General features: G+C 66.7%; 20 protein-coding genes. 9 read left to right on the top strand and 11 right to left on the bottom strand.

All coding sequences use genetic code 11. The features are described from left to right. Window positions 1-527: 527 nt before the first annotated feature. Window positions 528-3,689, top strand: coding sequence for a valine--tRNA ligase (locus tag MAA8898_RS14395; protein ID WP_094021727.1), 3,162 nt, complete (start codon window positions 528-530; stop codon window positions 3,687-3,689). Window positions 3,690-3,822: 133 nt separating this feature from the next. On the opposite strand, the gene MAA8898_RS14390 is transcribed toward MAA8898_RS14395, so the two are convergent. The 5 genes from MAA8898_RS14390 to metZ all read right to left on the bottom strand — a co-directional run bounded on the left by MAA8898_RS14390 (window position 3,823) and on the right by metZ (window position 9,713). Then, window positions 3,823-5,409, bottom strand: coding sequence for a thiamine pyrophosphate-binding protein (locus MAA8898_RS14390; protein ID WP_094021726.1), 1,587 nt, complete (start codon window positions 5,407-5,409; stop codon window positions 3,823-3,825). Beyond that, window positions 5,409-6,857 (bottom strand): TrkH family potassium uptake protein, encoded by a 1,449-nt coding sequence (locus tag MAA8898_RS14385; protein ID WP_094021725.1) that lies wholly within the window; start codon window positions 6,855-6,857, stop codon window positions 5,409-5,411. The genes MAA8898_RS14390 and MAA8898_RS14385 overlap by 1 nt, the downstream gene beginning before the upstream one ends. 58 nt (window positions 6,858-6,915) lie before the next feature. Further along, window positions 6,916-7,116 carry a hypothetical protein gene (locus MAA8898_RS14380; RefSeq protein ID WP_245853420.1) on the bottom strand — a complete coding sequence of 67 codons (201 nt, stop codon included), beginning with the start codon at window positions 7,114-7,116 and terminating at the stop codon, window positions 6,916-6,918. A gap of 179 nt (window positions 7,117-7,295) precedes the next feature. Then, window positions 7,296-8,396, bottom strand: coding sequence for a GTP cyclohydrolase FolE2 (gene folE2, locus MAA8898_RS14375; RefSeq protein WP_094021723.1), 1,101 nt, complete (start codon window positions 8,394-8,396; stop codon window positions 7,296-7,298). 123 nt (window positions 8,397-8,519) lie between these two features. Further along, complete coding sequence (gene metZ, locus MAA8898_RS14370; RefSeq protein WP_094021722.1) at window positions 8,520-9,713, bottom strand: O-succinylhomoserine sulfhydrylase; 1,194 nt, start codon at window positions 9,711-9,713, stop codon at window positions 8,520-8,522. Window positions 9,714-9,961: 248 nt separating this feature from the next. On the opposite strand from metZ, the gene MAA8898_RS14365 reads away from it, so the two are divergent. Together MAA8898_RS14365 and MAA8898_RS14360 are read left to right on the top strand one after the other, a co-directional pair. After that, a complete protein-coding gene (locus tag MAA8898_RS14365) occupies window positions 9,962-10,888 on the top strand; it encodes an alpha/beta hydrolase (RefSeq protein WP_141194862.1) in 927 nt (308 codons plus the stop codon). Between the two features lie 121 nt (window positions 10,889-11,009). Then, on the top strand, window positions 11,010-12,887 hold the full coding sequence (locus MAA8898_RS14360; protein WP_094021720.1) for a monovalent cation:proton antiporter-2 (CPA2) family protein: 1,878 nt from the start codon (window positions 11,010-11,012) through the stop codon (window positions 12,885-12,887). 160 nt (window positions 12,888-13,047) lie between these two features. On the opposite strand, the gene MAA8898_RS14355 is transcribed toward MAA8898_RS14360, so the two are convergent. From MAA8898_RS14355 to MAA8898_RS14335, 5 genes are all read right to left on the bottom strand, one after another. Further along, the gene (locus MAA8898_RS14355; protein WP_094021719.1) at window positions 13,048-13,554 is read right to left on the bottom strand and encodes a CarD family transcriptional regulator; all 507 of its coding nucleotides are present in this window, start codon (window positions 13,552-13,554) and stop codon (window positions 13,048-13,050) included. A gap of 272 nt (window positions 13,555-13,826) precedes the next feature. Beyond that, complete coding sequence (gene fdxA / locus MAA8898_RS14350; RefSeq protein WP_094021718.1) at window positions 13,827-14,165, bottom strand: ferredoxin FdxA; 339 nt, start codon at window positions 14,163-14,165, stop codon at window positions 13,827-13,829. Window positions 14,166-14,220: 55 nt separating this feature from the next. Beyond that, a complete protein-coding gene (locus MAA8898_RS14345; RefSeq protein WP_094021717.1) occupies window positions 14,221-14,601 on the bottom strand; it encodes an RNA-binding S4 domain-containing protein in 381 nt (126 codons plus the stop codon). After that, window positions 14,602-17,613 carry a helicase-related protein gene (locus MAA8898_RS14340; RefSeq protein ID WP_094021716.1) on the bottom strand — a complete coding sequence of 1,004 codons (3,012 nt, stop codon included), beginning with the start codon at window positions 17,611-17,613 and terminating at the stop codon, window positions 14,602-14,604. It abuts the gene before it with no gap. Between the two features lie 56 nt (window positions 17,614-17,669). Then, a complete protein-coding gene (locus MAA8898_RS14335) occupies window positions 17,670-18,179 on the bottom strand; it encodes a tetratricopeptide repeat protein (protein WP_176445177.1) in 510 nt (169 codons plus the stop codon). A gap of 129 nt (window positions 18,180-18,308) precedes the next feature. Between MAA8898_RS14335 and MAA8898_RS14330 the strand changes: the two genes are divergently transcribed. The 5 genes from MAA8898_RS14330 to MAA8898_RS14310 all read left to right on the top strand — a co-directional run bounded on the left by MAA8898_RS14330 (window position 18,309) and on the right by MAA8898_RS14310 (window position 23,179). Beyond that, a complete protein-coding gene (locus MAA8898_RS14330) occupies window positions 18,309-18,599 on the top strand; it encodes an SCP2 sterol-binding domain-containing protein (RefSeq protein WP_094021715.1) in 291 nt (96 codons plus the stop codon). Window positions 18,600-18,667: 68 nt separating this feature from the next. Further along, window positions 18,668-19,561, top strand: a complete 894-nt coding sequence (locus MAA8898_RS14325) for an alpha/beta fold hydrolase (protein ID WP_306456444.1) — start codon at window positions 18,668-18,670, stop codon at window positions 19,559-19,561. Window positions 19,562-19,600: 39 nt separating this feature from the next. Then, window positions 19,601-20,611 carry a ligase-associated DNA damage response exonuclease gene (locus MAA8898_RS14320; RefSeq protein ID WP_094021713.1) on the top strand — a complete coding sequence of 337 codons (1,011 nt, stop codon included), beginning with the start codon at window positions 19,601-19,603 and terminating at the stop codon, window positions 20,609-20,611. Beyond that, window positions 20,608-22,200 (top strand): ATP-dependent DNA ligase, encoded by a 1,593-nt coding sequence (locus MAA8898_RS14315; protein ID WP_094021712.1) that lies wholly within the window; start codon window positions 20,608-20,610, stop codon window positions 22,198-22,200. The genes MAA8898_RS14320 and MAA8898_RS14315 overlap by 4 nt, the downstream gene beginning before the upstream one ends. 97 nt (window positions 22,201-22,297) lie before the next feature. Beyond that, window positions 22,298-23,179 (top strand): hypothetical protein, encoded by an 882-nt coding sequence (locus MAA8898_RS14310; RefSeq protein ID WP_094021711.1) that lies wholly within the window; start codon window positions 22,298-22,300, stop codon window positions 23,177-23,179. A gap of 70 nt (window positions 23,180-23,249) precedes the next feature. Here the strand turns inward: MAA8898_RS14310 and MAA8898_RS14305 are convergent, their stop codons facing one another. Further along, window positions 23,250-24,284 carry a hypothetical protein gene (locus tag MAA8898_RS14305; RefSeq protein WP_094021710.1) on the bottom strand — a complete coding sequence of 345 codons (1,035 nt, stop codon included), beginning with the start codon at window positions 24,282-24,284 and terminating at the stop codon, window positions 23,250-23,252. Between the two features lie 172 nt (window positions 24,285-24,456). Here MAA8898_RS14305 and MAA8898_RS14300 point away from each other — a divergent pair, with 172 nt between their 5' ends. Further along, window positions 24,457-26,280 (top strand): M3 family oligoendopeptidase, encoded by a 1,824-nt coding sequence (locus MAA8898_RS14300; RefSeq protein ID WP_094021709.1) that lies wholly within the window; start codon window positions 24,457-24,459, stop codon window positions 26,278-26,280. Window positions 26,281-26,344 lie beyond the last annotated feature (64 nt).

Genomic DNA, 26,344 nt, shown 5'->3' with positions numbered 1-26,344 from the left:
GGAGCTTTGCTCCGGACCGTTGTCGGGTCCCTCTCCTCCTCCCTGGGGCCTTGCACAGGCGGCGGCGCCCCTCCTCCTCCCAGGCGCCGCCGCGTCCATTCAGTTTCGAAGCCCCTTCTCCTCCTCCCTGGGGTTTCGTTTACTCAGCCCGCGGTGCCCGTCACCGCGGGCTTTTTTCGTCGCGCGCGTCCCAGCGCGCGCGACGGGTGGGCAAGGTCGTGTTTCCGCAGGAAACGTGACCGCCCACACCCTTCCATCCCAGGCACAACGCCAGACAGCGCGTCCCAGCGCGGGCGACGCGTGGGCAGCGTCATGTTTCCGCAGGAAACGCGACCGCCCACACCCCTCCATCCCGGGCACAACACCAATCCGCGCGTCTCGCAGCCGCCCGCGAACCACACCCAAAAGAGACGGTGGGCGGGGCGATGTGCGCAGCACGAGCGTCCGGCCGCCGCCCAACCGCCCCTTTCCCTTCCGCCATCCTTGTCGTAGACCCACGCCCGACACCGAGGACAAGGACCAGACCGATGCCGCTGGAAAAGAGCTTTGACGCCGCCGAGGCCGAACCGCGCCTCACCAAGCAATGGCTTGACACCGGGGCCTTCCGCGCCGGCGCCAACAAGTCGCGCGACGAGAGCTTTACCATCATGATCCCGCCGCCGAACGTGACCGGCGCGCTGCATGTGGGCCATGCCTTCAACAACACCCTGCAGGACATTCTGATCCGCTGGCACCGGATGCGCGGCTTTGACACGCTCTGGCAGCCCGGGCAGGACCATGCCGGTATCGCCACCCAGCTCCAGGTCGAGAAAAAGCTGATGGCGGACAGCAACATGCGCCGGACCGACCTGACGCGGCAGGAATTCCTCGACAAGGTCTGGGAATGGAAGGGCCAGTACGGCGGCACCATCGTCAACCAGCTGCAGCGGCTGGGCTGTTCCTGCGACTGGGAGCGCAACGCCTTTACCATGGCCGGCGCGCCGGGCGATCCGCGCACCGGGCACGAGAACTCGCCGAACTTCCACGACGCGGTGATCAAGGTCTTTGTCGACATGTACGAAAAGGGCCTGATCTACCGTGGCAAGCGGCTGGTCAACTGGGACCCGCATTTCGAGACCGCGATCTCCGACCTCGAGGTCGAGAACACCGAGGTCGCCGGCCACATGTGGCACTTCAAGTACCCGCTCGCCGGTGGCGCGACCTATGAATACGTCGAAAAGGACGAAGACGGCACCGTCACCCTGCGGGAAACCCGCGACTACATCTCGATCGCCACGACGCGCCCCGAGACCATGCTGGGCGACGGCGCGGTGGCGGTCCACCCGAGCGACGAACGCTATGCACCCATCGTCGGAATGCTCTGCGAGATCCCGGTGGGGCCCAGGGAACACCGCCGCCTGATCCCGATCATCACCGACGAATACCCCGATCCCACCTTTGGCTCGGGCGCGGTCAAGATCACCGGCGCGCATGACTTCAACGACTACCAGGTGGCCAAGCGCGGCGGTATCCCGATGTACCGGCTGATGGACAGCCGTGGCCAGATGCGCGCCGACGGCGTGCCCTACGCCGAGGCCGCCGAGATCGCCATGCAGGTCGCCGAGGGCAAGCGCAGCCTCACCGAGGCCGAGGCCGACGCGCTCAACCTCGTCCCCGACCACCTGCGCGGGCTCGACCGGTTTGAGGCGCGCGAGAAGGTCGTCGAGGAGATCACCGCCGAAGGCCTGGCCGTCATGACCAGCTCCGACGACCCGCGCCTGGGCAAGCCCCGGAAAAAGGGCGAGGACGAGGAGATCATCCAGGTCCCGCTGGTCGAGGCCAAGCCGATCATGCAGCCCTTCGGCGACCGCTCCAAGGTGGTGATCGAGCCGATGCTGACCGACCAGTGGTTCGTCGACGCCGAAAAGGTCGTCGGCCCCGCGCTGGAGGCAGTCCGCTCGGGCCAGATCACCATCCTGCCGGAGTCGGGCGAAAAGACCTATTACCACTGGCTCGAAAACATCGAACCCTGGTGTATCTCGCGCCAGCTGTGGTGGGGGCACCAGATCCCGGTGTGGTACGGGCTCGACCTCGACGCGATCTCTGGCAAGACGTACGACGAGGAAGGCGACGGCGTGCTCGACCTCGTCGAGATGCGCGAGCTGCTGGACGACCAGCGCCTGCTGGCGGGCGACGAACGCCACCACGCCGCGCATGACTTTGACGCGGTGAAGGGCCAGTTCGAGGATGTCCTGGGCCGCCTGCCGACGCCGCTGAACCATGCCCGCGTGGTCGAGGTGGCAGACCGCGCCGCCGCCGTGCACCAGCTGGCGCAAAGCCTCGCGCAGTACGAGGCCACGCAGGATCCGACGCAGCTGGTCTACCCGGTCTGGCGCGACGGCGACGTGCTGGACACCTGGTTCTCCTCCGGCCTCTGGCCCATCGGCACGCTGGGCTGGCCCGAGGACACCGACGAGATGCGCCGCTACTTTCCGACCAGCGTGCTGGTCACCGGCTTTGACATCCTGTTCTTCTGGGTCGCCCGGATGATCATGATGCAGCTGGCCGTGGTAGACCAGATCCCCTTCCACACCGTCTACCTGCACCAGCTCGTCCGCGACGAGAAGGGCAAGAAGATGTCCAAGACCACCGGCAACGTCATCGACCCGCTGGAGATCGTCGACGAATACGGCGCCGACGCGCTGCGCTTCACCAATGCCGCGATGGCTTCCATCGGTGGCGTGCTGAAACTCTCGGTGGACCGCATCGCCGGCTACCGCAACTTCGGCACCAAGCTGTGGAACGCCTGCCGCTTTGCCGAGATGAACGCCGTCTTCGAGGGGCATGCGACCTCTGCCGCCGTGCCGCAGGCGTCGCAGACGGTGAACCGCTGGATCCTGGGCGAAACCGCGCGCGTGCGCGAGACGGTCGATGCGGCGCTGACCGAATACCGGTTCAACGACGCGGCGAACGCGCTCTATGCCTTTGTCTGGGGCAAGGTCTGCGACTGGTACGTCGAGTTCTCCAAGCCGTTGTTGACCTCGGACGATGCCGCCGTGGTGGCCGAGACGCGGGCGACCATGGCCTGGGTGCTGGACCAGAGCCTGGTCCTGCTGCATCCCATCATGCCCTTCATCACCGAAGAGCTGTGGAACACGCTGGGGCAACGCTCGGGGCTGCTGGTGCATGCCGACTGGCCGACCTACAGCGCCGCCGAGATCGTCGATCCGGCGGCAGAGGCCGAGATGTCCTGGGTGATCGCGCTGATCGAGGGTGTGCGTTCGGCGCGGGCGCAGATGCATGTGCCGGCTGGCCTCCATGTGCCCATGCTGGTCAAGGGCCTGTCCGAGGCCGAGCAGACCGCCTGGGACAACAACGCCGCGCTGATCCTGAAACTGGCGCGGATCGAGGGACTGACCGCGGTCGAGGAGTTCCCCAAGGGCTGCATCACCGTCCCGGTGGGCGGCGCGACCTTTGGCCTGCCGCTGGCGGACATCATCGACGTGGGTGAGGAAAAGGCCCGGCTGGAAAAGACGCTGGGCAAGCTCGCCAAGGAGATCAGCGGTCTGAAGGGGCGGATCAACAACCCCAAGTTCGTCGAGAGCGCGCCCGAAGAGGTGGTCGAGGAAGCCCGCGAGAACCTCGCGGCACGCGTAGGCGAAGAGGCCCAACTGAAAGAGGCTCTGGCGCGACTGGCCGAACTGGGCTGAACCGCCGGACCGGGGCGAAAGGCGCTTCGAAGCGCCTTTCCAACGCTCTTGCAAGAGCGTTTCAAGCGGCTTCAAAGCCGCTTGAAAGCGATTTTCAAATCGCTTCCCAAGGTCTTTCGAAAGACCTTGGCGCTCAGACCAGAGCGGGGGTCATCCGGATCAGCGTTGGTCCCTCGGCGGCAAAGGCCGCCGTCAGCGCCCGCTGCAACCCCGCCAGGCTCGCCGGTTCCACCGCCCCGGCCCCGTAGGCCCGCGCCAGTGCGAGGAAATCGGGATTCCGCGCCACCACCGAATTGGGTGCGATCTGGCTGCGCACCATCGCATCCTTGATCTCTCCCAGCCTGCTGTTGTCCCAGACCAGGATCGGCAACGGCAGGCCCAGTTCCACCGCAGTCCCCAGTTCCGGCAGGGTGTATTGCAGCCCGTAGTCGCCCAGGATCGCGCAGGTCGGCAGGCCCGGCCGCGCGACCGCGCCGCCGATCGCCGCCGGCAGGGCATAGCCCAGCGTGCCAAAGCCGAAGGGGTGATGCCAATGGCCCGGGCGCGGCATGTCCCAGACCTCCTTGGCGCCGTAGGCGAACTGGGTCATGTCCGAGTAGATCATCGCGTCTTCGGGCATGACCGCCTGCAGGGTCTCCGCCACCTCGACAATTCCCGGACGTTCGGCCATGACCTCCGCCCGCCAGCGCGCCCGCGCTGCGGCCACCCGTCCGGCGTCCCAACAGGGCGGCCGGTCACTGTTGCGGGCAGGGATCGCGATGGTCATCGCGCGCACCAGCGCCGCGGCGTCGCCAATGTAACCCAGGTCGCCGGCAGAAAGACCCGACAGCCCCTCGGGATCCAGATCGACGCGGATCATGCGCCCCTTGTGGCCCAGCGCGTCGCGCCACAGGTCCACCTCGGACAATTCGGTGCCCAGCGCCACGACGACATCCGCCTCTGCCAAGACAGCGGCGCTGTCGGGCCGCGCCAGGAAGCTGCCGTAATGCAGCGGCGTGCCCGGCGGCACGATGCCGCGCCCGGCATAGGTGGTAAAGCTGGCCGCGCCGGTCTGGCGCAACAGGTCCGGCACGTCGCGCGCCGCCCCGATCGCGCCGCCGCCGAAGACGAACATCGGCCGTTCCGCTGCCGACACCATGTCGATGATCTCGTAGATCTGCGCATGGGTCAGATGGGCGCGCGCGGGCCGCGCCGGAGGCGGCGGCGCCGCGTCAGCCAGCCCGCCCAGCGCCGTGATCGGTACGTGCAGAGCCTTGGGTCGCGGACGGACCGCGGCGAATTCGGCCAGCGCCCGGTCGATCAGGCGGAACACCGCGCTGGGATCCGAGGCCATCTCCGACCAGTCGCAGACCGTCGCCCCGGCGGCGCGCTGGTCCCGCATCTGGTGCAACTGGCCGCGCCGCGCCGCGGTCTCGTCAAGACAGGAGGCCAGCGCCAGGACCGGCACGCTGTCGGACCAGGCCTGCCCCAGCGCCGTCATGGCGTTGAGAAAGCCGGGCCCGGTGATCAGGTAGCAGATCCCTGGCTGTCCGGTCGCCCGGGCATAACCGTCGGCCATGAAGGCGGCGCCCTGTTCGTGCCGGGCGAGGATGTGGCGCAGACCGGCCTCCTCGATACCGCGGTACATTTCTATATTGTGCACACCGGGAATGCCGAAGATCACTTCGACCCCGCGCTCCTTCAAGGCGTGGCTTATCTGCGCTCCAAGCGGTCTTTGCATCAATCCCTCCAAAACCTGACAGTGAAAAGCGTCAGAACCGCCAGCAGTTCCAGCCGCCCCATGACCATGGCCAGACTCATCAGCCATTTCGCCGTGTCGCTCAGCCCCTGAAAATTGCCCGCCGGACCGATCTGGTCACCCAATCCGGGGCCGATGTTCGCAATGGCGGTGGCTGCGCCGGACACCGACGTGATGAAGTCCAGCCCCGTCAGGCTGAGCGCGACAGAGAACACGCCCAGGCTGACGATGAAGAACACGAAAAAGCTCATGACCGAGGACATGACGTCGTCGCCCACCGGCCGACCCTGATAACGCGGGACAAAGACGCCATGCGGCGCGCGGATGCGTTTCATCTGCACCCGGATCGAGGCGACCAGCAGCTGGTAGCGGAAAATCTTGACCGAACAGGCGGTCGACCCGGCGCAACCGCCGATCAGCCCGATGAAAAAGAACATGGCGATCAGGAACGGCCCCCACTTCATGTAGTCGACGCTGGAATAGCCGGTGCCCGAGATGATCGAGGTGATGTTGAACAGAGCCTCGCGAAAGGCCTGCTCGGGGTGGTGCGGAAAGATCGACAGCAGGGTGACGGAGGTCACCGCCACCAGCACGCCGATGATCGAGATGAAGGCCACGACCTGGCTGTCGGAAAACAGCACCAGGTGGTGGCCGCGCATCATCTGCACGAACCGGACGAACGGCAGCGCCGCGAGGATCATGAAGACCGAGGCGACATATTCCGCCGGCCCGGTGAACCGGCCGAAACTGGCGTCGTAATTGGCAAAACCGCCGGTCGAGACGGTGGTCATGGCATGGACCGTCGCGTCAAAGGCATTCATGCCGCACAGCAGGTAACCGACCGCGCAGAACAGCGTCAACGAGATGTAGATCGACGAGATCGAGGACGAGATCTGCGTCGCGCGCGGCAGGATCTTGCCCATGGTGTCAAAGGCTTCGGAGCGGAAGATCTGCATGCCGCCGACGCGCAGTTCCGGCAGGAAGACCATGGCGACGACGATGATGCCGACCCCGCCCAGCCATTGCAGCAGCCCGCGCCACAGCAGCAGGCCCTTGGGCAGATCATCTAGCCCGGTCAGGACGGTGGCCCCGGTGGTGGTGAGGCCCGACATCGCCTCGAAGAACCCGTCGGTGTAGCTGACGCCGGTGGCGCCCAGCACGAAGGGCAGCGCACCGAAGACCGGCAGCGCGACCCAGACGCCGGTGGTCAGCAGAAAGGTCTGCTGCAGCGTCAGCCCTTCCTTGACCGCGTTGCGGCAGGACAGCGCCGTCAGGCTGCCCGCGAGGATGGTGATGATCGCGCTTTCAAGGAACACGGGCCATTCGCCCCGCCCTTCGGCAAGGTCGATGATCAACGGCAACAGCATGGTCCCGCCCAGGCAGGCGACCAGCAGGCCGATGACGTAGACGACGGGACGCATGTCGAACATGGGTGCAGCGTTGGCCGCGTCGCGTCAGAGTGTCAAGCCGCCCGCAGAGGTCGCGTCGTCAGGCGGCCAGCAAGTCGCGGAAGACAAAGGGCAGGATCTGGTCGCGGGCGATGCCGATGCTGGCCAGTTCGGCGTCGGTCGCGCTTTCCAGCGCGATGATCTGTCCCAGGCGCGCGCGTTTCAGCGCCGCGGGGTTCATGCCGAAGCCGACCTCGGTCAGGTAGAGGTCGATCTTGCCCTTGAGGGAGGTGTGGCCCATCCCGATTGTTACGTTGTCGCGTGGCATGTCTGGAAACCTTTCCTGTTGCGGTCGGTTTCCTCCCTGCCGCCAGCCTGTCACACAACAGATGACCAGACCATGAACGCAACGCGCGCCGGACTGTCTTCCGACGCGCGTGCATGGTTTTCGGGCGGTGGAGCGGGACGCTGCCCAGAGCCTCAGCCGACGTGGAAGAGGGTCGAAAACAGCTTGGGGTCCAGGCTCTCGGCGGCGAACAGCGCGCCTTCGGTCAGCACCGACACGGCGTCGTGGCTGTGCAGGCTTTCCTGGTGGCTGGCAATCACGCGGAAATCGCCCACCCGGGCATCGGCCTGGAGCTGCTCGGCGAACAGCCGGGCCGCGTCTTCGACAAAGATCGGGTTGGCCGCGTTCAACTCGGCAAAGGCCTGCTCGTCCTCGCGCTTGACCATGACCTGCGTCTCGGTCGGCACGGCGCGGCGGCACATGTCCACCAAGTCCTCGAACCACAGGCAGGCGCCGTCCTTCACCTCGACCGATATCCGCGCCACCGAGCGCTGCGAATGCGGCGTGGCCAGCTGGCCGCGCTCGCGCCGGGCATGCTCGCTCAGTTCCAGAGAACAGGGGCAGGTCGAGCTGTAGACATAGTCGAGATGCATGATCTTGCGGCGCACGCCATCGACCTCGACAAGTTCCAGCGCGATGTCGTAATACTGGTAACCCGACAACCCGGAACGCAGGCTCTGCACTTTCATCGGAAAGGAAAAGCGCATGTTGATGCGCGCGTCAAAGCTTTCTAGGTCGGACTTGTAGTCGTCCAGCGCCGCCTCGATCACGCCAAAGCTGAAGGTCTTGTCCGCATGGACATAGAAGGACCGCATGATGCGGCTCATGTTGATGCCCTTCTTGTCGGCATCCAGGCTGACCGTGCCGGTGACCGAGGTCTCCAGCCGCAGGTCGCCGTTGTCGCGGGTGTGGTACTGGATCGGCAGGCGGAAGTTGGAGATGCCGACATGCTGGATCGCGCGGTTGGCGCCGCGGATCAGCGAGGACGGGCCGTTCTGCAGGTCGGGCAGCGTCGCCTTGTAGCTGCCGTCCACGGCAAAGCCTTCGGGATAAACGCGCGACAGCACCGGATAGCTGTCCTTTGCCGCCTCCGGGGTCAGGCGCGCCAGCACGGGGTCGAGCGCCTCGATCTCGGCGTCGTGGGCTTTGGACGTCCAGCGGCGCAGCAGGGCAAGCGCGTCGGCGGCCTCCTCTGCGCTGGGCTTGCGATCGATCTCCGGGGTATGGATGTTCATGGCGGGTTCAACCCTCTCGCGCGTCACTGTTATGTACCTAGGAACCGCCGGGGCGAATTCCAATCTCATACATAGATACGTCACAGTCGCACATTTGGATGAGTCCCGCGCGGTTTTCCGTCATCACACCGCGTCCAGAGCGCGCAACACGTCGGCCACTAGGTCCTGCGCGTCCTCGATCCCCACCGAAAGGCGGATCATTCCGTCGCCGATTCCCAGCGCCGCGCGATGCTCGGGCTTCAACCGCTGGTGGGTCGTTGTCGCGGGATGGGTGGCAATGGATTTCGCATCGCCCAGGTTGTTCGAGATGATCACGATGTCGAGCGCGTTCAGAAAGCGGAACGCCGCCTCTTTGCCACCGGCAATCTCGAAGCTGACCAGCGTGCCGCCCGCCCCCAGCTGACGCATGGCAAGGTCGTGCTGCGGGTGGCTGGGGTGGCCGGGAAAGATCATCCGGGCGACCTTGGGGTGATCGGCCAGCGCCAAGGCGATCGCCTGCGCGCTTTCGGTCTGCGCGCGCACACGCAGAGCGACGGTTTCCAGCCCCTTCAGCATCACCCAGGCGTTGAACGGGCTCATCGAGCCGCCGGTGTGCTTCATGTAGGGTTCCACCACGCCGCGGATATGATCCCGCTTGCCCAGGATCACGCCGCCCAGGCAACGGCCCTGCCCGTCCACGTGCTTTGTCGTGGAATAGACAACCAGATCAGCGCCTTGCGCGATGGCCTTCGAGTAGATCGGGGTCGAGAACACGTTGTCGACGACCACCTTGGCGCCATGCCTGTGGGCAATCTTGGAAACCCCTTCGATGTCAACCAGTTGCAGCGTCGGGTTCGACATGGACTCGAAGAACACCGCCTTGGTGTCAGGGCGGATCGCCGCCTCCCACTGGGCCAGGTCCTCGCCATCGACAAAGGTGACCTTTACGCCGTAGCGCGTCAGCACCTCTTCCAGCACGTAGAGGCAGGAGCCGAACAGCGCCCGGGCCGACACCACGTGATCCCCCGCGCGCAGCATCGAGGTCAGCGCCCCGCTGACCGCCGCCATTCCGGACGCGCAGGCAAAGCCGTCCTCGGCCCCTTCGAGCAGCGCCATGCGCTCTTCGAACATGGCGACGGTCGGGTTGCCGTAGCGGGCATAGATGTATTCGTCCTGCCCGGCCTTGAGAAACCGCGCCTCCGCCGCTTCGGCGGTGTCGTAGACAAAGCCCTGGGTGAGAAAGAGCGCCTCGCTCACCTCACCCCACTGGCTGCGCTTGGTGCCGCCGTGCACAAGGTTCGTGGCCTTGGCGCGCGGCGCGTGATCATCGGTCGTCATGGGTTCTCTCCCAACAAAAAAGCCCCGATCGCGGTCAAGCGAAAGGAGCCTCTCGTCTGACCTCTTTAGCGGATTCTGAAGGGTCGCCGCCCCCCGTGGCCCGCAATCCGGTTACAAATCGCCACGGGCGATGGCATAGAACCGTTAAGGATGCATTGCAAGGGTGTCACAGCGATGTAACCGCAGCTTCACCAAACCGTCGCAGCCTTGGCGTAGAGGCCACACACAAGATGTAGTGGGACGCTGCCATGCCAATGCTACGCATCACGGTGAAGAACGGAGAGCCCCGCCTGCACGGCGAAGCGGACCAGGTCCGGCCCGCCCTGCGTCGGAAACTGGCCGCCAACGCGGGACCGGTGACCCTGATGGTGCATGGTTACAAGTACCTGCCGGGGCATCCGGTCCATTGCCCCCATGCCTCGCTTCTGGCACATGCGCCGCAACTCCGGGACCGTCGTATCGTCAGTTGGCCGGACCAGCTGGGGCTGACCGGCCGCTCTGGCGGGGCGCTGGGCATCTCGCTGGGCTGGCCGGCGCGCGGCTCGATCTGGGCGGCGCACCGGCGCGCGGTCGAGGCCGGGCACGGACTGGCCGCGCTGGCGGCCGAGATTCGCGCCATCGACCCGGACCGCCAGGTCAACGTGATCGCGCATTCGCTGGGCGCGCGGGTCGCGCTGGCGGCCCTGCGCGCCGGGCCGCCGGGCACCATCGGCCGGGCCGTGCTGCTGGCCGCCGCCGAATACGGCGAAACGGCGCGCGCGGCCCTAGACAGCCCCGGCGGCGCCGAGACCGAGGTCCTGAACGTCACCACGCGCGAGAACGACCTCTACGATTTCATGCTGGAGCGGCTCATCGCGCCGGAACGCCGCGGCGACCGCATGCTGGGGCACGGCCGGCTGCGCCATCCCCGGCTGGTCACGCTGCAGCTGGACAACCCGCACAGCCTCGCGGCGCTGCGCGGCGCGGGCTACCCGGTGGCCCCGCCCGACCGGCTGATCTGCCACTGGTCCCCCTACCTGCGCGAGGGCGTCTTTGCCCTCTACCGCGCGGTCCTGGACGGTCGGCTGCCCCTGGTGCGCCTGCGTGCCCTGTTGCCACAGGAGGTCACGCCGCGCTGGTCGCGCCTGCGTCCGCGCCTGCCACGCCCGCAGGCGCCCCTGTTGCCGGCGGAATAGGCCAGAGAGCGCCCAGCGGGCACCGGCTGCCTGCATTTCCGGCAAAAGATGCATCTGTCCGGTTGCCTCTTTCGATCCGTGCCGCGCAATATGACCCCGAGCTTCTGTATCGGGGACACCATTGGATTCCTTTCTGCTTCAGGCCTCTGTCCTGCTTCTTGCCGCGGTGATCGCGGTGCCCCTGGCGGCGCGCCTGGGGCTTGGCTCCGTGCTGGGATACCTTCTGGCCGGGCTTGCCATCGGACCCGGTCTTGGGCTGGTCGTGGACACCGAGGACATCCAGCACTATGCCGAATTCGGCGTGGTCATGATGCTGTTCCTGATCGGGCTCGAACTGGAGCCGCGCGCCCTCTGGGACATGCGGCACCGGCTGATCGGCCTTGGCGGGTTGCAGATCGCGATCACCACCGGCGCGGTGATGGCGGTTGCCATGGCGCTGGGGTTGCACTGGCAGACGGCGCTGGCGCTGGGCCTGGCGCTGGCACTGTCGTCGACCGCGATCGTGCTGCAAACGCTGAACGAAAAGAACCTGATGCAGACCAATGGCGGTCGCTCGGCCTTTTCCGTGCTGCTGACGCAGGACATTGCCGTCATCCCGATGCTGGTGATCTTCCCGCTGCTGGCGGCGCCCGTCTTCGTCAGCCCGCGCGAGTTTCTCGAGGCCAACGACGTGCCCATCGAAGAGGCGCACCATGCCGCCCTGTCGCTGGTCGAAGGGCTGCCCGGCTGGGGCGCCGCACTGGTGACGCTGGGCGTGATCATCGCGATCATCCTGGCCGGCATCTACGGGGCGCGTCCGCTGTTCCGCTACATCCATGCCTCGCGCCTGCCCGAGATGTTCACCGCCGTCGCGCTGCTGATCGTGATCGGCATCGCCCTGTTGATGACCCTGGTGGGCCTGTCGCCGGCGCTCGGCACCTTCCTGGCCGGCGTGGTGCTGGCCAACTCCGAGTTCCGGCACGAACTGGAATCGGACGTGGAACCCTTCAAGGGCCTGTTGCTGGGTCTGTTCTTCATCACCGTGGGCGCCGGCATCAACGTCAATGGCTTCCTGCGCGAACCGTTCTTGATTCTCGGGCTGGCGATTGCCGTCATCGTGGTCAAGGGCATGGTGCTCTACGGGCTGGGCCGCGCCTTTGGCCTGCGCAAGCGGGGGCTGTGGCTGTTCACGCTGGGCTTGGCGCAGGCGGGGGAATTCGGCTTTGTCCTGGCCTCTTTCGGGCGGCAGCAGAACGTCTTTTTCGCATCGCTGGCGGACCGGCTGCTGCTGGTGATCGCCATCACGATGCTGATCACGCCGCTGCTGTTCCTGCTGTTCGACTACCTCAACAAGAAACGGTTCACGACCACGGCCGAGACGATCGAACCCGACACCATCGACACCGAAGGCCCGGTGGTCATCGCCGGGATCGGCCGCTTTGGCCAGATCGTGAACCGGCTGGTGTCCTCCTCGGGCTTTCGCACGGTGGTGCTGGACCATGACATGCAGACCATCCAGCTGATGCGCCGTTTCGGGGTCAAGGGTTACTTCGGGGATCCGACCCGCCCGGAACTGCTGCATGCCGCCGGGATCGACTCGGCGCGCGTGCTGGTGGCCGCGCTCGACGATCCCAAGGCCACGACCAAGCTGGTCGCCTACGCCCGTCGCATTCGGCCCGACCTGCACATCGTCGCCCGCGCCCGCGACCGCAACCACACCTATGCGCTCTACCAGGCCGGGGCCAACGACATCGTGCGCGAGATGTTCGATTCGAGCCTGCGCGCCGGGCGCTACGTGCTCGAAAACGTGGGCCTCAGCGAATACGAGGCCGCGCTCGCCGAAGAGACCTTCTATTACCATGACCGCGAGACCATCCAGGAACTTGCGTCGCTCTGGGATCCCTCGATCCCGCCGGCCGAGAACGCGGCCTACATCACCCGCTCCCGCGAGTTGGAGAAGGACCTTGAAACCGCGCTCTACAACGCGTTGACAGAGCGCGGCAAACAGGACGCGGCCTGACACGGGCGCCCGGGATGGTCCCACCAGGGGCCATCCCGAACGGTTTTCCTTCAAAACCGTTCCCCCGGCACGGCTCCGAAAGCACGACACCGACAGCACGACACGAAAAAACCGCGCCCCTCTCGGGACGCGGTTTTCAATACTCAGTCGAAACCGGTGCTTACGCGGCGCGCAGGCCCAGGACCTCGTCCACCTGCTTGGCGGCGGCGGCCTCGTCACCGGAGACGGCGGCGATTTCGCGGGTCAGCCGCTCGAGCGCGGCTTCGTAAAGCTGGCGCTCCGAGTAGGACTGCTCGCGCTGGTCGTCGGCGCGGTGCAGGTCGCGCACCACTTCGGCGATGGCGATCAGGTCGCCCGAGTTGATCTTCTGTTCGTACTCCTGGGCACGACGCGACCACATGGCGCGCTTGACCTTGGCCTTGCCCTTGAGGGTCTTCATGGCCTCGTTCACCACGTCCGGCGACGAGAGCGAGCGCATGCCCACCTCGGTTGCCTTGTGCGTCGGCACGCGGAGCGTCATCTTGTCCTTTTCAAAGGAGATCACGAAGAGTTCGAGACTGATCCCCGCGATCTCCTGCTTTTCGATCGACACGATCTGGCCGACGCCATGCGCCGGGTAAACAACGTACTCGTTCGGGCGGAAGTCGGGTTTTTTGCTCTTGGTCATTTAGCTCTTTCCTCGCAACTCGAAGGTCGACAGGCGACAAAAAGACGAGCGGGGATCACAGGATTCCCGTTCATCTGGATGTGATTTGGTTTGGCTAGGCCCCGAAGGGCGCTTGGGCAGCATGCCACGCGCTTGCAGTCATCATATGAAGCAAATGTATAACATGAATCGAATGCACATCCTAGCAGCATCGCGGAATCGGCGTAAACCGGCCGTTTTCAGCATCTTGCGTGGAAAAGCTCAGGCGCCGCCGGAAGACGCTGACCGAATCGTCAGCCGCCCTCGCCGGGCTTTTCCGAAAAATACTTGTCCAGCTTGCCGGTTTCGCCATCGCGATCCTCGGCCCCGGGCAGCGGGTCTTTCTTGGTGATGATCACCGGCCAGAGTTCCGCGTACTTGCGGTTGAACTCGACCCATTTGTCCATATCCGGTTCGGTGTCGGGGCGGATCGCGTCGGCCGGGCACTCCGGTTCGCACACGCCGCAGTCGATGCATTCGTCCGGGTGAATCACCAGCGCGTTCTCGCCCTCGTAAAAACAATCCACCGGGCAGACCTCGACGCAGTCGGTGTATTTGCAGGCGATGCAGTTGTCGGTGACGACGTAAGTCATGGAACTCTCGATCCTGAACAGGCGCGTTTGGGGCTACGTAATCCAGTGACCCGGATCATTCAAGCGCAGAGGACCGCGACTTTTCGAGCATGCGGCGATCCTTCTTGGTCGGTCGGCCACCGCTTTCGGCATGCGGTGCCGCCAGGTCCGGCGCGCGCGCCTTCGGCGGGTCCAGGTCATCGTAAAGCGCCTGCGCCTCCGGTGCCGGGCCGCGTCGCTCCCCCAGGGCCACGACGCGGATCACCCGGACGTCGCGCGCCTGGGAAAAGGTCAGCACGTCCCCCGGGGTGACCAGGAACGCCGGCTTGGCGACCGGCGTTCCGTTGACCCGGCACGGACCGGATGACACCGCCTTGGCCGACAGCGTGCGCGTCTTGAAGAAACGCGCATGCCAGAGCCACTTGTCGATGCGGATCCTGACAGCCGGTTCAGCCACTCAGGTCTTGTCCCGGAGTCCCATCAGCGCGGCTGCAAAGGGGTTGTCGGGATCGATCGGCTTTTCCTTGCGCGGCGGGCGGGCCTCAAAAGTCTTGCCGCCTTCGGGCTTGCCGCCGCCCTTGCCCTTGCCCTTGCCCGGCTTGCCGCCCTTGCCGCGTGGGCGGTCACCGCCCTGCTCGGTCCGGTCACGATCACCGCGCTGCGGTCTCCCGCCACGGTCGCCGCGCGGCGCATCGGCTGCGCGCTCTCCGCGCGGGGCATCACCGCCGCGTGCCTCGCGGCGCGGCTTGCCGCCGCCGCGACGGGCGTTGGCATTGCGCATCCCGCCCCAGGTGAAGGTGTAAAAGACCTCCATCTCGGGCCCGGCCAGAGCCTCGTCCGGGGCGTGACCCGGCAAGATCTCTTCCTCAGGCGTGGCGGGAACCGGATCTTCTGCCACCGGCTCGGCCGGTTCCGCGGAAATCGGCGCCTCGCCTTCATCCGGCAGTCGCGCGACAGGCTCGGCGACATCGGCGGGTGCGGGCGTCAGGTCGGCATCCGGCTGCTGCCCATCCGGGGTTCCGGCGGTTGCATCCATGACCGGGGCGTCCTCGGCTGGCGCGGCATCCTCGGCGATCACGGCATCCGCCGGCTTGACCTTGGCGCGCTCACCCTTCTCGGCCTTGTAGCCCAGGCCCTGCATCAGGTCCGCGAACTGCTCCAGCGTCATGCCGGTGATCGACAGCATGTCGGCCTTGGCCTCGAACCCGGCGCGGCTGTCCTCGGCGCGCAACATGTCGGCCAGGCGCTCCAGCATGTCGATGCGAATCGCCCGCGCGCCCGACTTGCGGTAGCCGGCCAGCATGTAGTGCTGCGCCGGGACATCCGCGATGTTGGGCACCGTCACCAGCCCCGGAGGCGGCGCCTCGGGGAGTTCGTCCAGCCCGTTGGCCAGCGACCACAGCACCAGCCGCAGGCGCGTCGGCGCGGGCTTCAGCAGCAGCGGCATGAAGATCGTGTACTGGCCAAAGCGCACGCCGTGGCGGCGCAGCGCGCCGCGCGCGTCCTGGTCCAGCGCCTTGACGTCATCGGCCACCTCGGCGCGGGGGATGATCCCCATCGCCTCGACCAGCCGGAAGGCAAAGCCGCGCGCCAGCCCGGTCAGGGCCTCGTCGTTCTGCATCTTCAACAGCGGTTCGAACTGCGCGGCGATCTTGCGGTCCATGAAGTGCTGCAGGCGCCGTTCGACCTTGGCGGCCACGTCCTGGCCTGCCTCTTCGTCGACAAAGGCCACGATGCGCGGCTTCATCGGGTCGTCACCCTTGGCAAGCCGGCCCACCGCCTGGTCGCCCCACATCAGGCCGCCCTGCTCGGTAAAGTCGATCTCGGTGTCCGGTGCGTTGTAGAACCGGTCCGCGCGCAGGTGGAAATGCGGCGCAAGCGCCTGCAACGAGGCCTGCCGCAGCGTTTTCGCTTCCTGGCCCGTCGCGTCCTTGTCCTGACGGAACCGGAACCCCTCAAGCCGCCCGACGAGATGACCCTCGACGGTGACTTCCCCTTGATCGTTCACTTCGGCCAAAAGGGCCTCCTTCTGCTTCAACCGGCGCAGCAGCACGCTGGTGCGCCGGTCTACAAATCTCTGCGTCAGCCGCTCGTGCAGAGCGTCCGACAGGGCGTCTTCTACAGCGCGTGTCCGCCCGCGCCAATGGTCTTCGTCGGCAACCCAGCCGCTGCGCTGCGCGACATAGGTCCATGTGCGGATATACGCCAGTCGTTTCGACAATGTGTCAATGTCGCCATCTGTCCGGTCGATCCGGTTGACCTGCCGGCCCAGGAAATCGTCCGGAACTCGGCCGCGTTCGTGCAGATGACCAAAGATCGTGCCCAGCAGGTCCGCGTGTTCGGCTGCCGAGATGCCGCGAAAGTCGGGGATCCGGCAGACGTCCCACAGCAGCTGCACCGAGGCCACGTCCGAGGCCCGCGCCTGCACCTCGGCCTCGGCCGCCAGCGCCCGCAACGCCCGCAGGTCGTCGGACTCGCGCGCCTTGGACAGCATCTCGTGGTCGGGGCTGGCGTCGAGGCTCGCCTCCAGCGCCGCGATGGAGCCAAAGCGCAGCGCGGCGCTGCGCCATTGCAGCTTTTTCAGCGGCATGAACTGGTGGTTGCAGATCGCCTGCGCCCATTCGTCGGGAATCGGCCCCGCCTCTCCGGTGACGCCAAAGGTGCCGTTGGCCATGCCCCGCCCGGCCCGCCCGGCGATCTGCGCCAACTCGTTGGGTTGCAGCGGCCGCATCCGCCGCCCGTCGAACTTGGTCAGCGAGGAAAAGGCGACGTGGTCGATGTCCAAGTTCAGCCCCATGCCGATGGCGTCGGTGGCCACCAGGTAATCGACCTCGCCGTTCTGGTAGAGATCAACCTGAGCGTTCCGCGTCCGCGGCGAAAGCGCCCCCATCACGACTGCCGCACCGCCCTTCTGCCGCTTGAGCAGTTCGGCGATGGCATATACATTATCGACCGAAAACCCAACAATCGCGGTGCGCGCGGACAGGCGGCTTATCTTTTTCGAACCTGTGTAGCTCAGCTGGCTCATCCGCTCGCGGCGCAGGAACTCTACCCCCTGCACCAGCGCCGAGATCGGGCCGCGCATGGTGTCCGAGCCCAGGAACAGCGTCTCCTGCAGGCCGCGCATCCGCAGCAGCCGGTCGGTGAAGACGTGGCCGCGTTCCGGATCGGCGCACAGCTGGATTTCGTCCACGGCGACGAAATCGGTGCCCATGCCCTCGGGCATGGCCTCGACCGTGCAGACCCAGTATTGCGCGCGCGGCGGCACGATCCGTTCCTCGCCGGTGACCAGCGCCACCACCGAGGGCCCTCGGGCCTTGACGATCTTGTCATAGACTTCGCGCGCCAGAAGGCGCAGCGGCAAGCCGATCACCCCGGTCCGGTATCCCAGCATCCGCTCGATGGCGTAGTGGGTCTTGCCTGTATTGGTCGGGCCGAGAACGGCCGCGATCCGGGGTTTCAAGGCCATGGGGCCGCCTATCCTGCGGGCCGCCGCCTGTGGTGGCGCCGTGCCCGGTCCTGTCCTCAGAGCTCGATGCCGATGGCCTCGCGCTCCAGCCGCTCCATCGCCGTCTTGACGTCGGCATCATGGGGCCTGAGTTCAAGTACCTTCTGGTAGGCGCGGTATGCAAGCGTGGTGTGGCCCACCCGTTCGTGGATCGCCCCCACCCCGCGCAAGGCGCCAAAGTGGTCGGGGTTCAGCGCCAGGACGTGTTCCAGCGCATCCATCGCCGGGCCGAAGTTCTCGGCGGCGAAATAGGCCAGCGCCAGCCCGTGCCAGCCTTCGGCGAAATCCGGCGCATGGTCGGTCAGCGCGTGGAAATGCTCGATCGCGGCGGCGCTGTCGCTCACCTCCAGCGCGTCGCGGCCGCGTTTCAGCAGCAGATCCATGCTGGCCGAGCCGCTTTTCGACCATTCGGTGATGATCTGATTCTCGAGCCGTTGCGCGGCGGTCTCGGTCTCGGCCTGCTTGAGTTCCTGCATCAGCCCGCCCAACCTGTCTTCCGCCCGTACAGACAAAGGTAGGGAAAACATGACTAGGGTGGCCAATGCCGTGAGGGTAGGTTTGAATTTCATGGGTGCCGTCCTCATAACATGAGCTAGTGTAGCGCTTGCGCACGGGTTGGCCAGCGCACGATTATGAGAGCAAGGCGAGGAGCGGATATGAGCGACACAGTTACGGCGGCCGTCGCGGCCCTGACCGAAAAACTGGGCGGCGATGGGTTTGACGGCACGGCAAAGATGACGATCGAAGGCGAAGGGAGCCTGATCATCGACGAAAACGGCTGCCGCGCGGGGGATGACGACGCCGATGTGACCCTGACCGCCAGCGCGGAAACCTTCCAGGCCATCCTCGAAGGTGAAATCGACCCGACCTCCGCCTTCATGTCCGGCAAGCTTGCTATCGACGGCGACATGTCGGCGGCCATGCGCCTGGCCCAGGTCCTGTCCTGATGCCCGCCGCCCCCGCCCCGTTTCATGCCGATCTGGCCGAGGGTCCCGCGGATTCTCGTGCATGGTGGATGGAGACTTCGGACGGCTTGCGTGTCCGGATCGCCCACTACGGCAGCGACGGGGACCGGGGGACGGTGCTCATGTTTCCGGGCCGCACCGAATACGCCGAGAAATACGGCCGCGTGGCCCGCGTCCTGTCGGATGCGGGCTATCACACCCTGGCGATCGACTGGCGCGGCCAGGGGCTGGCCGACCGGATGCTGGGCGAACGCCGAACCGGGCATGTCCATGTCTTCGAGGATTACCAGCGCGATGTCAGCGCGATGCTGGACCTCGCCCGGCGGCTGAACCTGCCAGGGTCGATGCACCTGATCGCCCATTCCATGGGCGGCTGCATCGGGCTGCGCGCGGTCTTTGACGGCTTGCCGGTGGCCTCCTGCGTGTTCACCGGGCCGATGTGGGGCATCCGCATCTCCGACCCGGTGCGCCCGGCAGCCTGGGCGATCTCGCGCATGTCCAAGACGGTGGGCCTGGGTCACCTGTTCGCGCCCGGCACCGGGGTCGACAGTTACGTCGCCTCCAGTTCCTTTCCCGACAACCTGCTGACCACCGATCCCGAACAGTGGGAATACATGCGCCGCCAGGTCCTGGCGATCCCCGAGCTGCAACTGGGCGGCCCCTCGCTGCACTGGCTGCACGAGGCGCTGGCCGAATCGCGCCGCCTGGCCCGCCGGCCCTCACCGTCGCTGCCCTGCATCTGTTACTGCGGCACCAACGAACGGATCGTCGATGTGGACCGCATCCGCAGCCGGATGGACAGTTGGCCCGGCGGCCGGCTGGAGATGGTCGAGGGTGGCGAGCACGAGGTTCTCATGGAGGTGCCGCGCATCCGCGAGCGTATCCTGGCCGAGATCGTCGATCATTTCGACGCGACCGGCGCCAAGTCCGCGATGCGTGCCTGAGAGGCTGGTCCGCGCCGCTTTTCCCTCTATCCTCCGGCCATGGCCGACCCTGTCCTTACCTTCACCGAGCGTGGCATATACTGCCCGGCGGGCGATTTTTACATCGACCCCTGGCGCCCGGTGCCCCGCGCGCTGATCACCCACGGCCACGCCGACCACGCCCGGCCCGGTCACGGCGCCTATCTCGCCACCTCCGCCGCCCTGCCGGTCATCCGGCACAGGCTGGGCGAGATCGCGGCCGACTCGATCCGCTACGGCGAGACACGGCAGATCGGCGGCGCCACGGTGTCCTTTCACCCGGCAGGCCACCTGCCCGGATCGGCGCAGATCCGGGTCGAGGTGGGCGGCGCGGTCTGGGTGGTTTCGGGCGACTACAAGACCGCGCCCGACGGGCTGTGCGAACCGTTCGAACCGGTGCGTTGCCACGCCTTCATCACCGAATGCACCTTTGGCCTGCCGGTCTTCGCCTGGCCCTCGCAGGCCGAGGTGGCGGCTGAGATCAATGCCTGGTGGGCCGCCAACGCCGCCGCGGGGCGCACCAGCCTGCTGGGCGCCTATTCCCTGGGCAAGGCGCAGCGCCTGCTGTCCCTGCTGGAGACGCAGGGGCCGATCCTGACCCATGGCGCGGTCGAGGCCACAAACGCGGTGCTGCGCGCCCAGGGCTATGCCTTGCCCGCGACGGTGCAGGTCACGCCGGACCTGGACCTCAAGCCGCTGAAGGGCGCGCTGGTCCTCGCCCCGCCCTCGGCCCTGGGCAGCGCCTGGGCGCGCCGGTTCGGGCCGGTGTCGACCGGCTTTGCCTCGGGCTGGATGCGGTTGCGCGGCATCCGGCGGCGGCGGGCGATGGACCGGGGATTCGTCATTTCCGACCACGCCGACTGGCCCGGACTGCACCAGGCTATCGCGGCAACGGGCGCGGAAACCATATACGCCACGCATGGTTACACGGATATCTTCGCACGCTGGCTGAGAACAAGGGGCTATGAGGCCCGCGTGGTGCCCACCGAGTTCGGCGGCGAAGACGGGGCCGAGGCAGAGGTTGCGTCATGAAACGCTTTGCCGCGCTGTTCACCGAGATCGACCAGACGACAAAAACTTCGGTCAAGACAAGGGCTTTGGCGGACTACTTCAGAGAAGCGCCAGACCAGGACAAGCTGTGGTGCATCGCGCTGTTCTCCGGCCGCCGGCCAAAACGCGCGGTCACCACGACGCAGCTGCGCGAATGGGCCGCTGAACAGGCCGGCATCCCGCTCTGGCTGCTGGAAGAGGCCTATCCCATCGTCGGTGACCTGGCCGAGACCATCGCCCTGGTCCTGCCGCCGCCCGGCGCCACCTCCTACCACGACTTATCCCATTGGATCAATGTCTTGCGCGGGCTTCATGACATCCCTCCAGAGGCGCGCAAACCCCAGATCCTGGCCGCCTGGGACCAGCTGGATGCCACCGAACGCTTCCTGTTCAACAAGCTCATCACCGGCGGTTTCCGCATCGGCGTCAGCCGCAAGTTGATGACCCGCGCGCTGGCGCAGGCCACCGGGCAGGACGAGGCGGCGCTGGCGCACCGGCTGATGGGCAGCTGGACGCCGGACAGCACCAGCTTTCACGCCCTGATCGAGGCCGAGGATCCGGCCGCCGACCAAAGCCGCCCCTATCCCTTCTACCTCGCCTACCAGCTGGACGAGGGGCCGGAGGTGCTGGGCGATCCCAGGGACTGGCAGGCCGAGTGGAAATGGGACGGCATCCGCGGCCAGCTGATCCTGCGCGGCGGCGATCACCACGTCTGGTCGCGCGGCGAAGAGCTGATGACCGACCGTTTCCCCGAACTCGCCCGCGCCGCCGATTTCCTGCCCCCCGGCACCGTGCTGGATGGCGAGATCGTCGCCTGGGAGGGCACGCAGCCGATGCCCTTTGCCAGCCTGCAACCGCGCATCGGCCGCAAGACCGTGCCGAAAAAGCTGCTGCGCGAGGCACCGGTGATCCTGCTGGCCTACGACCTGCTGGAAGCGGGCAGCACGGACCTGCGCGACCGGCCGCTGGAGGACCGGCGCGCCCGGCTGGACGAGCTGCTGAAAGGCTTGCCCGCCGATGCGCCGGTCTGCCCTTCGCCGCTGGTCCCGTTCGACGACTGGGCCACGCTGGCCCGCATCCGCCAGGCGGCCCGTGACATGCGCGCCGAAGGGCTGATGCTGAAACGCCGAACCAGCCCCTACCTGTCCGGCCGCAAGAAGGGCGACTGGTGGAAATGGAAACTGGACCCGATGACCGTCGACGCGGTCATGATCTACGCCCAGCAGGGCCACGGCCGCCGCGCCAACCTGTTCACCGATTTCACCTTTGCCGTCTGGCAGGGCAACGACCTCGTCCCCTTTACCAAGGCCTATTCCGGCCTCACCGACGCCGAGTTCGACGAGATCACCCGCTGGGTGCGCAAGAACACGCTGCAACGCTTTGGCCCGGTGCGGCAGGTGCGGCCCGAACACGTCTTCGAGATCGCCTTTGAGGGCATCCAGGCCAGCCCGCGCCACAAGTCCGGCATCGCCCTGCGCTTTCCGCGCATGGCGCGCTGGCGGCACGACAAGAGCCCGCAAGAGGCGAACACGCTGGACGATCTGCGCGCTTTGTTGGCAAGCCATGGCTGAACCGCGCCTTGCGGTGGCGGGTCGGGTATTTCGGACTCGCACGCGGTGCACGAATATGGGTATTTCGGCAGTCCTGTCACATAGGTCTGGTTCCGCCATGTTTCGTCCCTTCTGCCTCGCGCTCTCCCTGGTCTGCCCCTTCGGCGCCTCGGCCCAATCGCTGTCTTTCGACGGGCTGTCGTTCGACGGCACCGTCGCCATTGGTGCGACGGACCTTATGGGTGGCTCGGGAATCGGGGTCATCGACGCCACGCTGGACATCCCGCTGACACGGCGGCTGCCGCTCAGCTTCGAGATCGGCACCTATCTCTTTGCGCTGGACGGCAAGCGCCCGCACGAAACCTATGCCGCGTTCAACTGGGACGACACCTGGCGGCTGGGGGTCGTGCGCCCGGCCTATGACCTTGTCCTGCCGTCGGTCTTTGCCCGTGCCGCGTCCTACCTGGCCTACGAGCGCGCCGAATACACCCGCGCCCACGCCACGGTGGAGGCCATGCGCCGCACCGCCGTGCCCTGGGGGCTGTCCTGGACGCAAAGCTATGGGCGGACGGACGTTGCGGTTTCGCTGCATGACGCGGTCAAGGGCACCTTCCGCGCGGTGTCCGCCTCGGTCCGGTACAGCGGCGATGGCTGGCACCTGGCGGCGGCGGTCGAGTCGGTCTGGTCGCGCAACAACGCCCACCACGGGATCAACGCCAAGCTGGGCGCGCGGTTCGACCTGGGGGAGGCGCAGGTCGGGCTGGCCTGGCTGCACCCGGAGGCGAATGACCGCCCCGACGCGCTGGCGCTGGACCTGGTGTTTCCGCTCAGCCACCGGCTGGATGTCATGGCCTTTGGCGAGTTCACCGACGGCGGCAGGGACGACGCCTATGGCATCGCCCTTGATTACAAGGTGCGGCCGGACACCAGCGTGCTGTTCGCCCTCACCGACGGCGCGCGCGGCGGCGTCGTTCACCTGACGCTTGAACGGCGGTTCTGAGAGCCCCGCAACGGCACGGGGCGAGCCTGCGCCAAAGGCCCACCCCGCCGGTCCCATCACGGGAAACGGATCAGCCGCAGCTGGCCTCCAACCCGACCATGCCCTGGCCCACGCCGGTCACGGTCAGGGTGCAGGCCTTGTCACCCGAGGTGACGTCGATGGTCTCACCCGCCGCGACCGTCTGTGTCGCCACGCCGTTCACCGCGATCCGGGCCGATCCCGCGGCGGCGTCGACGGCCGACACAAAGACCCGCACCGCGCCATCGGCCAAGCTGACCGCATTGCCCGGCGCCACGCCGTTTTCCGGGGCCACCTCGGCCGCAGGTTCGGCCGCCGCAGCCTCGGCCGGCGCCGCCGCCGCGCCGCAGGTGGAGTCCACCGTCGCGCCACTGGCGGACACGCCGGTCAGGGTGACCGTGCAATCGCCGCTGTCGATCGAAACGGTGGTCGAATCCCCGCTGGACAGCGTGACCAGCCCGCCGTTCACCGACAGGCGGGCCGAGCCGCTGGCCGGGTCGACGCGCGAGACGAAGACGCGCACCGCGCCATCGGCAAATGCCGCCGTCTGACCCACGCTCAACGCGTTGGCATCCGCCATGCCGGCATCTGCCGCAGCGGCCTCGGCGGTCTCATCCGGGGCGATCGACCCGCCGCCTGGCGCCGCCGGAGCGACGGCTTCGACAGCGGCACGGGCGCGTTCGGCCATCATCTGGGACATCTTCGCCATGCCGTCGGACATGTCGGCCATGGCGGCCTTCACGGCATCTGCCTGCGCGGCGGCGCTCTTGCCCAACTCGTCGCTCAGCGAGGCGCCGAGGGCGTCAAGTTTCGCCCCCACGTCCTCGGTCACGCCCGCCTTCAGCGCGTCGAGATCCGGCGCGGAGGCGGCCAGGCCGCTTTCCAGCGCGGCCAGCTTCTCCTCCAGCGCGGCCAGCGCCTCCTGCTGGGACTTGGCCGCCGCCGCTGCCTCTTCTTGCAAGGGGGCCAGTGTCTTGTCGATGGCGCCGCTGATCTTCGACTGGCTGGTCGAGGTGCCGACGGCAACGCCGCCCAGCAGGCCCAGCACCAGCCCGCCGGCCCCGAACAGGATTGATTGGTTCGACATGTCAGAAATCCTCCCGATATTGGTTCCGATGTTCTTGCCGCCAAGATTAGCCAGACTCGGACATGAACACGAACCCCTTTTCTCACGCTCCGGCATCGAAATCCGGCCGCTCGGCTTGTCTTTGCGTCGGGTCCGCCCCTATGTCTGGGAAAAGCAGACAACTGGGGGTCCCATGCGCATCACCGCAACCACACCGCTCTTTGACGCCAACGCCAGCGCCGGTGGCAAGAACCTGGGCGCCCTGCCCGAATGGGACCTGACGGACCTCTACCCCGCCCCCGACGCGCCGGAGCTCAAGCGCGATCTCGACTGGCTCGAAGAGGCCTGCCGCAGCTTTGCCGCCGACTACGAGGGCAAGCTGGCCGGGCTGTCGCCGGACGAGTTCCTGACGCTGGTGCATCGGCACGAAAGGATCGAGGCCGTGGCCGGGCGCATCATGTCCTTTGCCGGCCTGCGCTACTACCAGCTGACCACCGACTCTGAGCGGACCAAGTTCCTGTCCGACTGTCAGGAAAAGATCACCAACTTCACCACGCCGCTGGTCTTCTTCTCGCTCGAGATGAACCGGGTCGAGGATGACGCCTATGCCGCGCTGTTCGCCGGCAACGCCGAGCTGGCCCGCTACCGCCGCGCCTTTGACCGGATGCGCGCGATGAAGCCTTACCAGCTGTCCGACGAGCTCGAGAAATTCCTGCACGATCTCGGCGTCGTCGGCGACGCCTGGGAGCGGCTGTTCGACGAAACCATCGCTGGGCTGACCTTCGAGGTCGACGGCGAGGAAATGAACATCGAGGGCACGCTCAACCTGCTGACCGAGCAGAAGCGCGAGACCCGCGAGGCGGCGGCGCGCGAACTGGCCCGCGTCTTTGCCGACAACATCCGCACCTTTGCCCGCGTGCACAACACCCAGACCAAGGAAAAGGAAATTCTCGACCGCTGGCGCGGCATGCCCACCGCGCAGACCGGCCGCCACCTGTCGAACGATGTCGAACCCGAGGTCGTCGAGGCGCTGCGCAACGCTGTCGTCGCCGCCTACCCGCGCCTGTCGCACCGCTACTACGAACTCAAGCGCAAGTGGCTGGGCCTCGACGTGATGCAGGTCTGGGACCGCAACGCCCCCCTGCCGATGGAGAGCGACCGCATCGTCAAGTGGGACGAGGCGCGCGACATGGTGATGAGCGCCTACAGCGCCTTTGACCCGCGCATGGGCGACCTGGCGCAGCCGTTCTTCGACAAGGGCTGGATCGACGCCGCGGTGAAGCCCGGCAAGGCCCCCGGTGCCTTTGCCCACCCCACCGTGACCGAGGTGCACCCCTACGTGATGCTCAACTACCTGGGCAAACCGCGCGACGTGATGACCCTGGCGCACGAGCTGGGCCACGGCGTGCATCAGGTGCTGGCAGCGGGACAGGGCGAGATGCTGTCATCGACGCCGCTGACCCTGGCCGAGACGGCATCGGTCTTTGGCGAGATGCTGACCTTCCAGAAGATGCTGGAGGGGGCGAAAGACGCGCACGAACGCAAGGTCCTGCTGGCGGGCAAGGTCGAGGACATGATCAACACCGTGGTGCGCCAGATCGCCTTCTACGACTTCGAGTGCAAGCTGCACGCGGCGCGCCGGGGCGGCGAGCTGACCCCCGACGACATCAACGCGCTGTGGATGTCGGTGCAGGCGGAATCGCTCGGGCCGGCCTTCGAGTTCATGGAAGGGTACGAGACCTTCTGGGCCTACATCCCGCACTTCGTGCACTCGCCCTTCTACGTCTATGCCTATGCCTTTGGCGACGGTCTGGTGAACGCCTTGTATGCCGCCTACCAGGAGGCGCCCGAGGGCTTCCAGGACAAGTATTTCGAGATGCTCAAGGCAGGCGGATCAAAGCACCACAAGGACCTGCTGGCGCCCTTCGGCCTCGATGCGACCGATCCCACCTTCTGGGACAAGGGCCTGTCGATGATCGAGGGCTTCATCGATCAGCTCGAGGCGATGGAGGCGTAAGGCTCGTACGTCAGGTGTAGGGTGGGTTTTCAACCCACCGCACCGCCTGACCGTTCCGGCGAAA

This window comes from Antarctobacter aquimaris (assembly GCF_900184945.1).
Lineage (GTDB): Bacteria > Pseudomonadota > Alphaproteobacteria > Rhodobacterales > Rhodobacteraceae > Maliponia > Maliponia aquimaris.
Note: the sequence above shows the minus strand (reverse complement) of the source record. Positions and strands in the feature narration are given on the sequence as shown.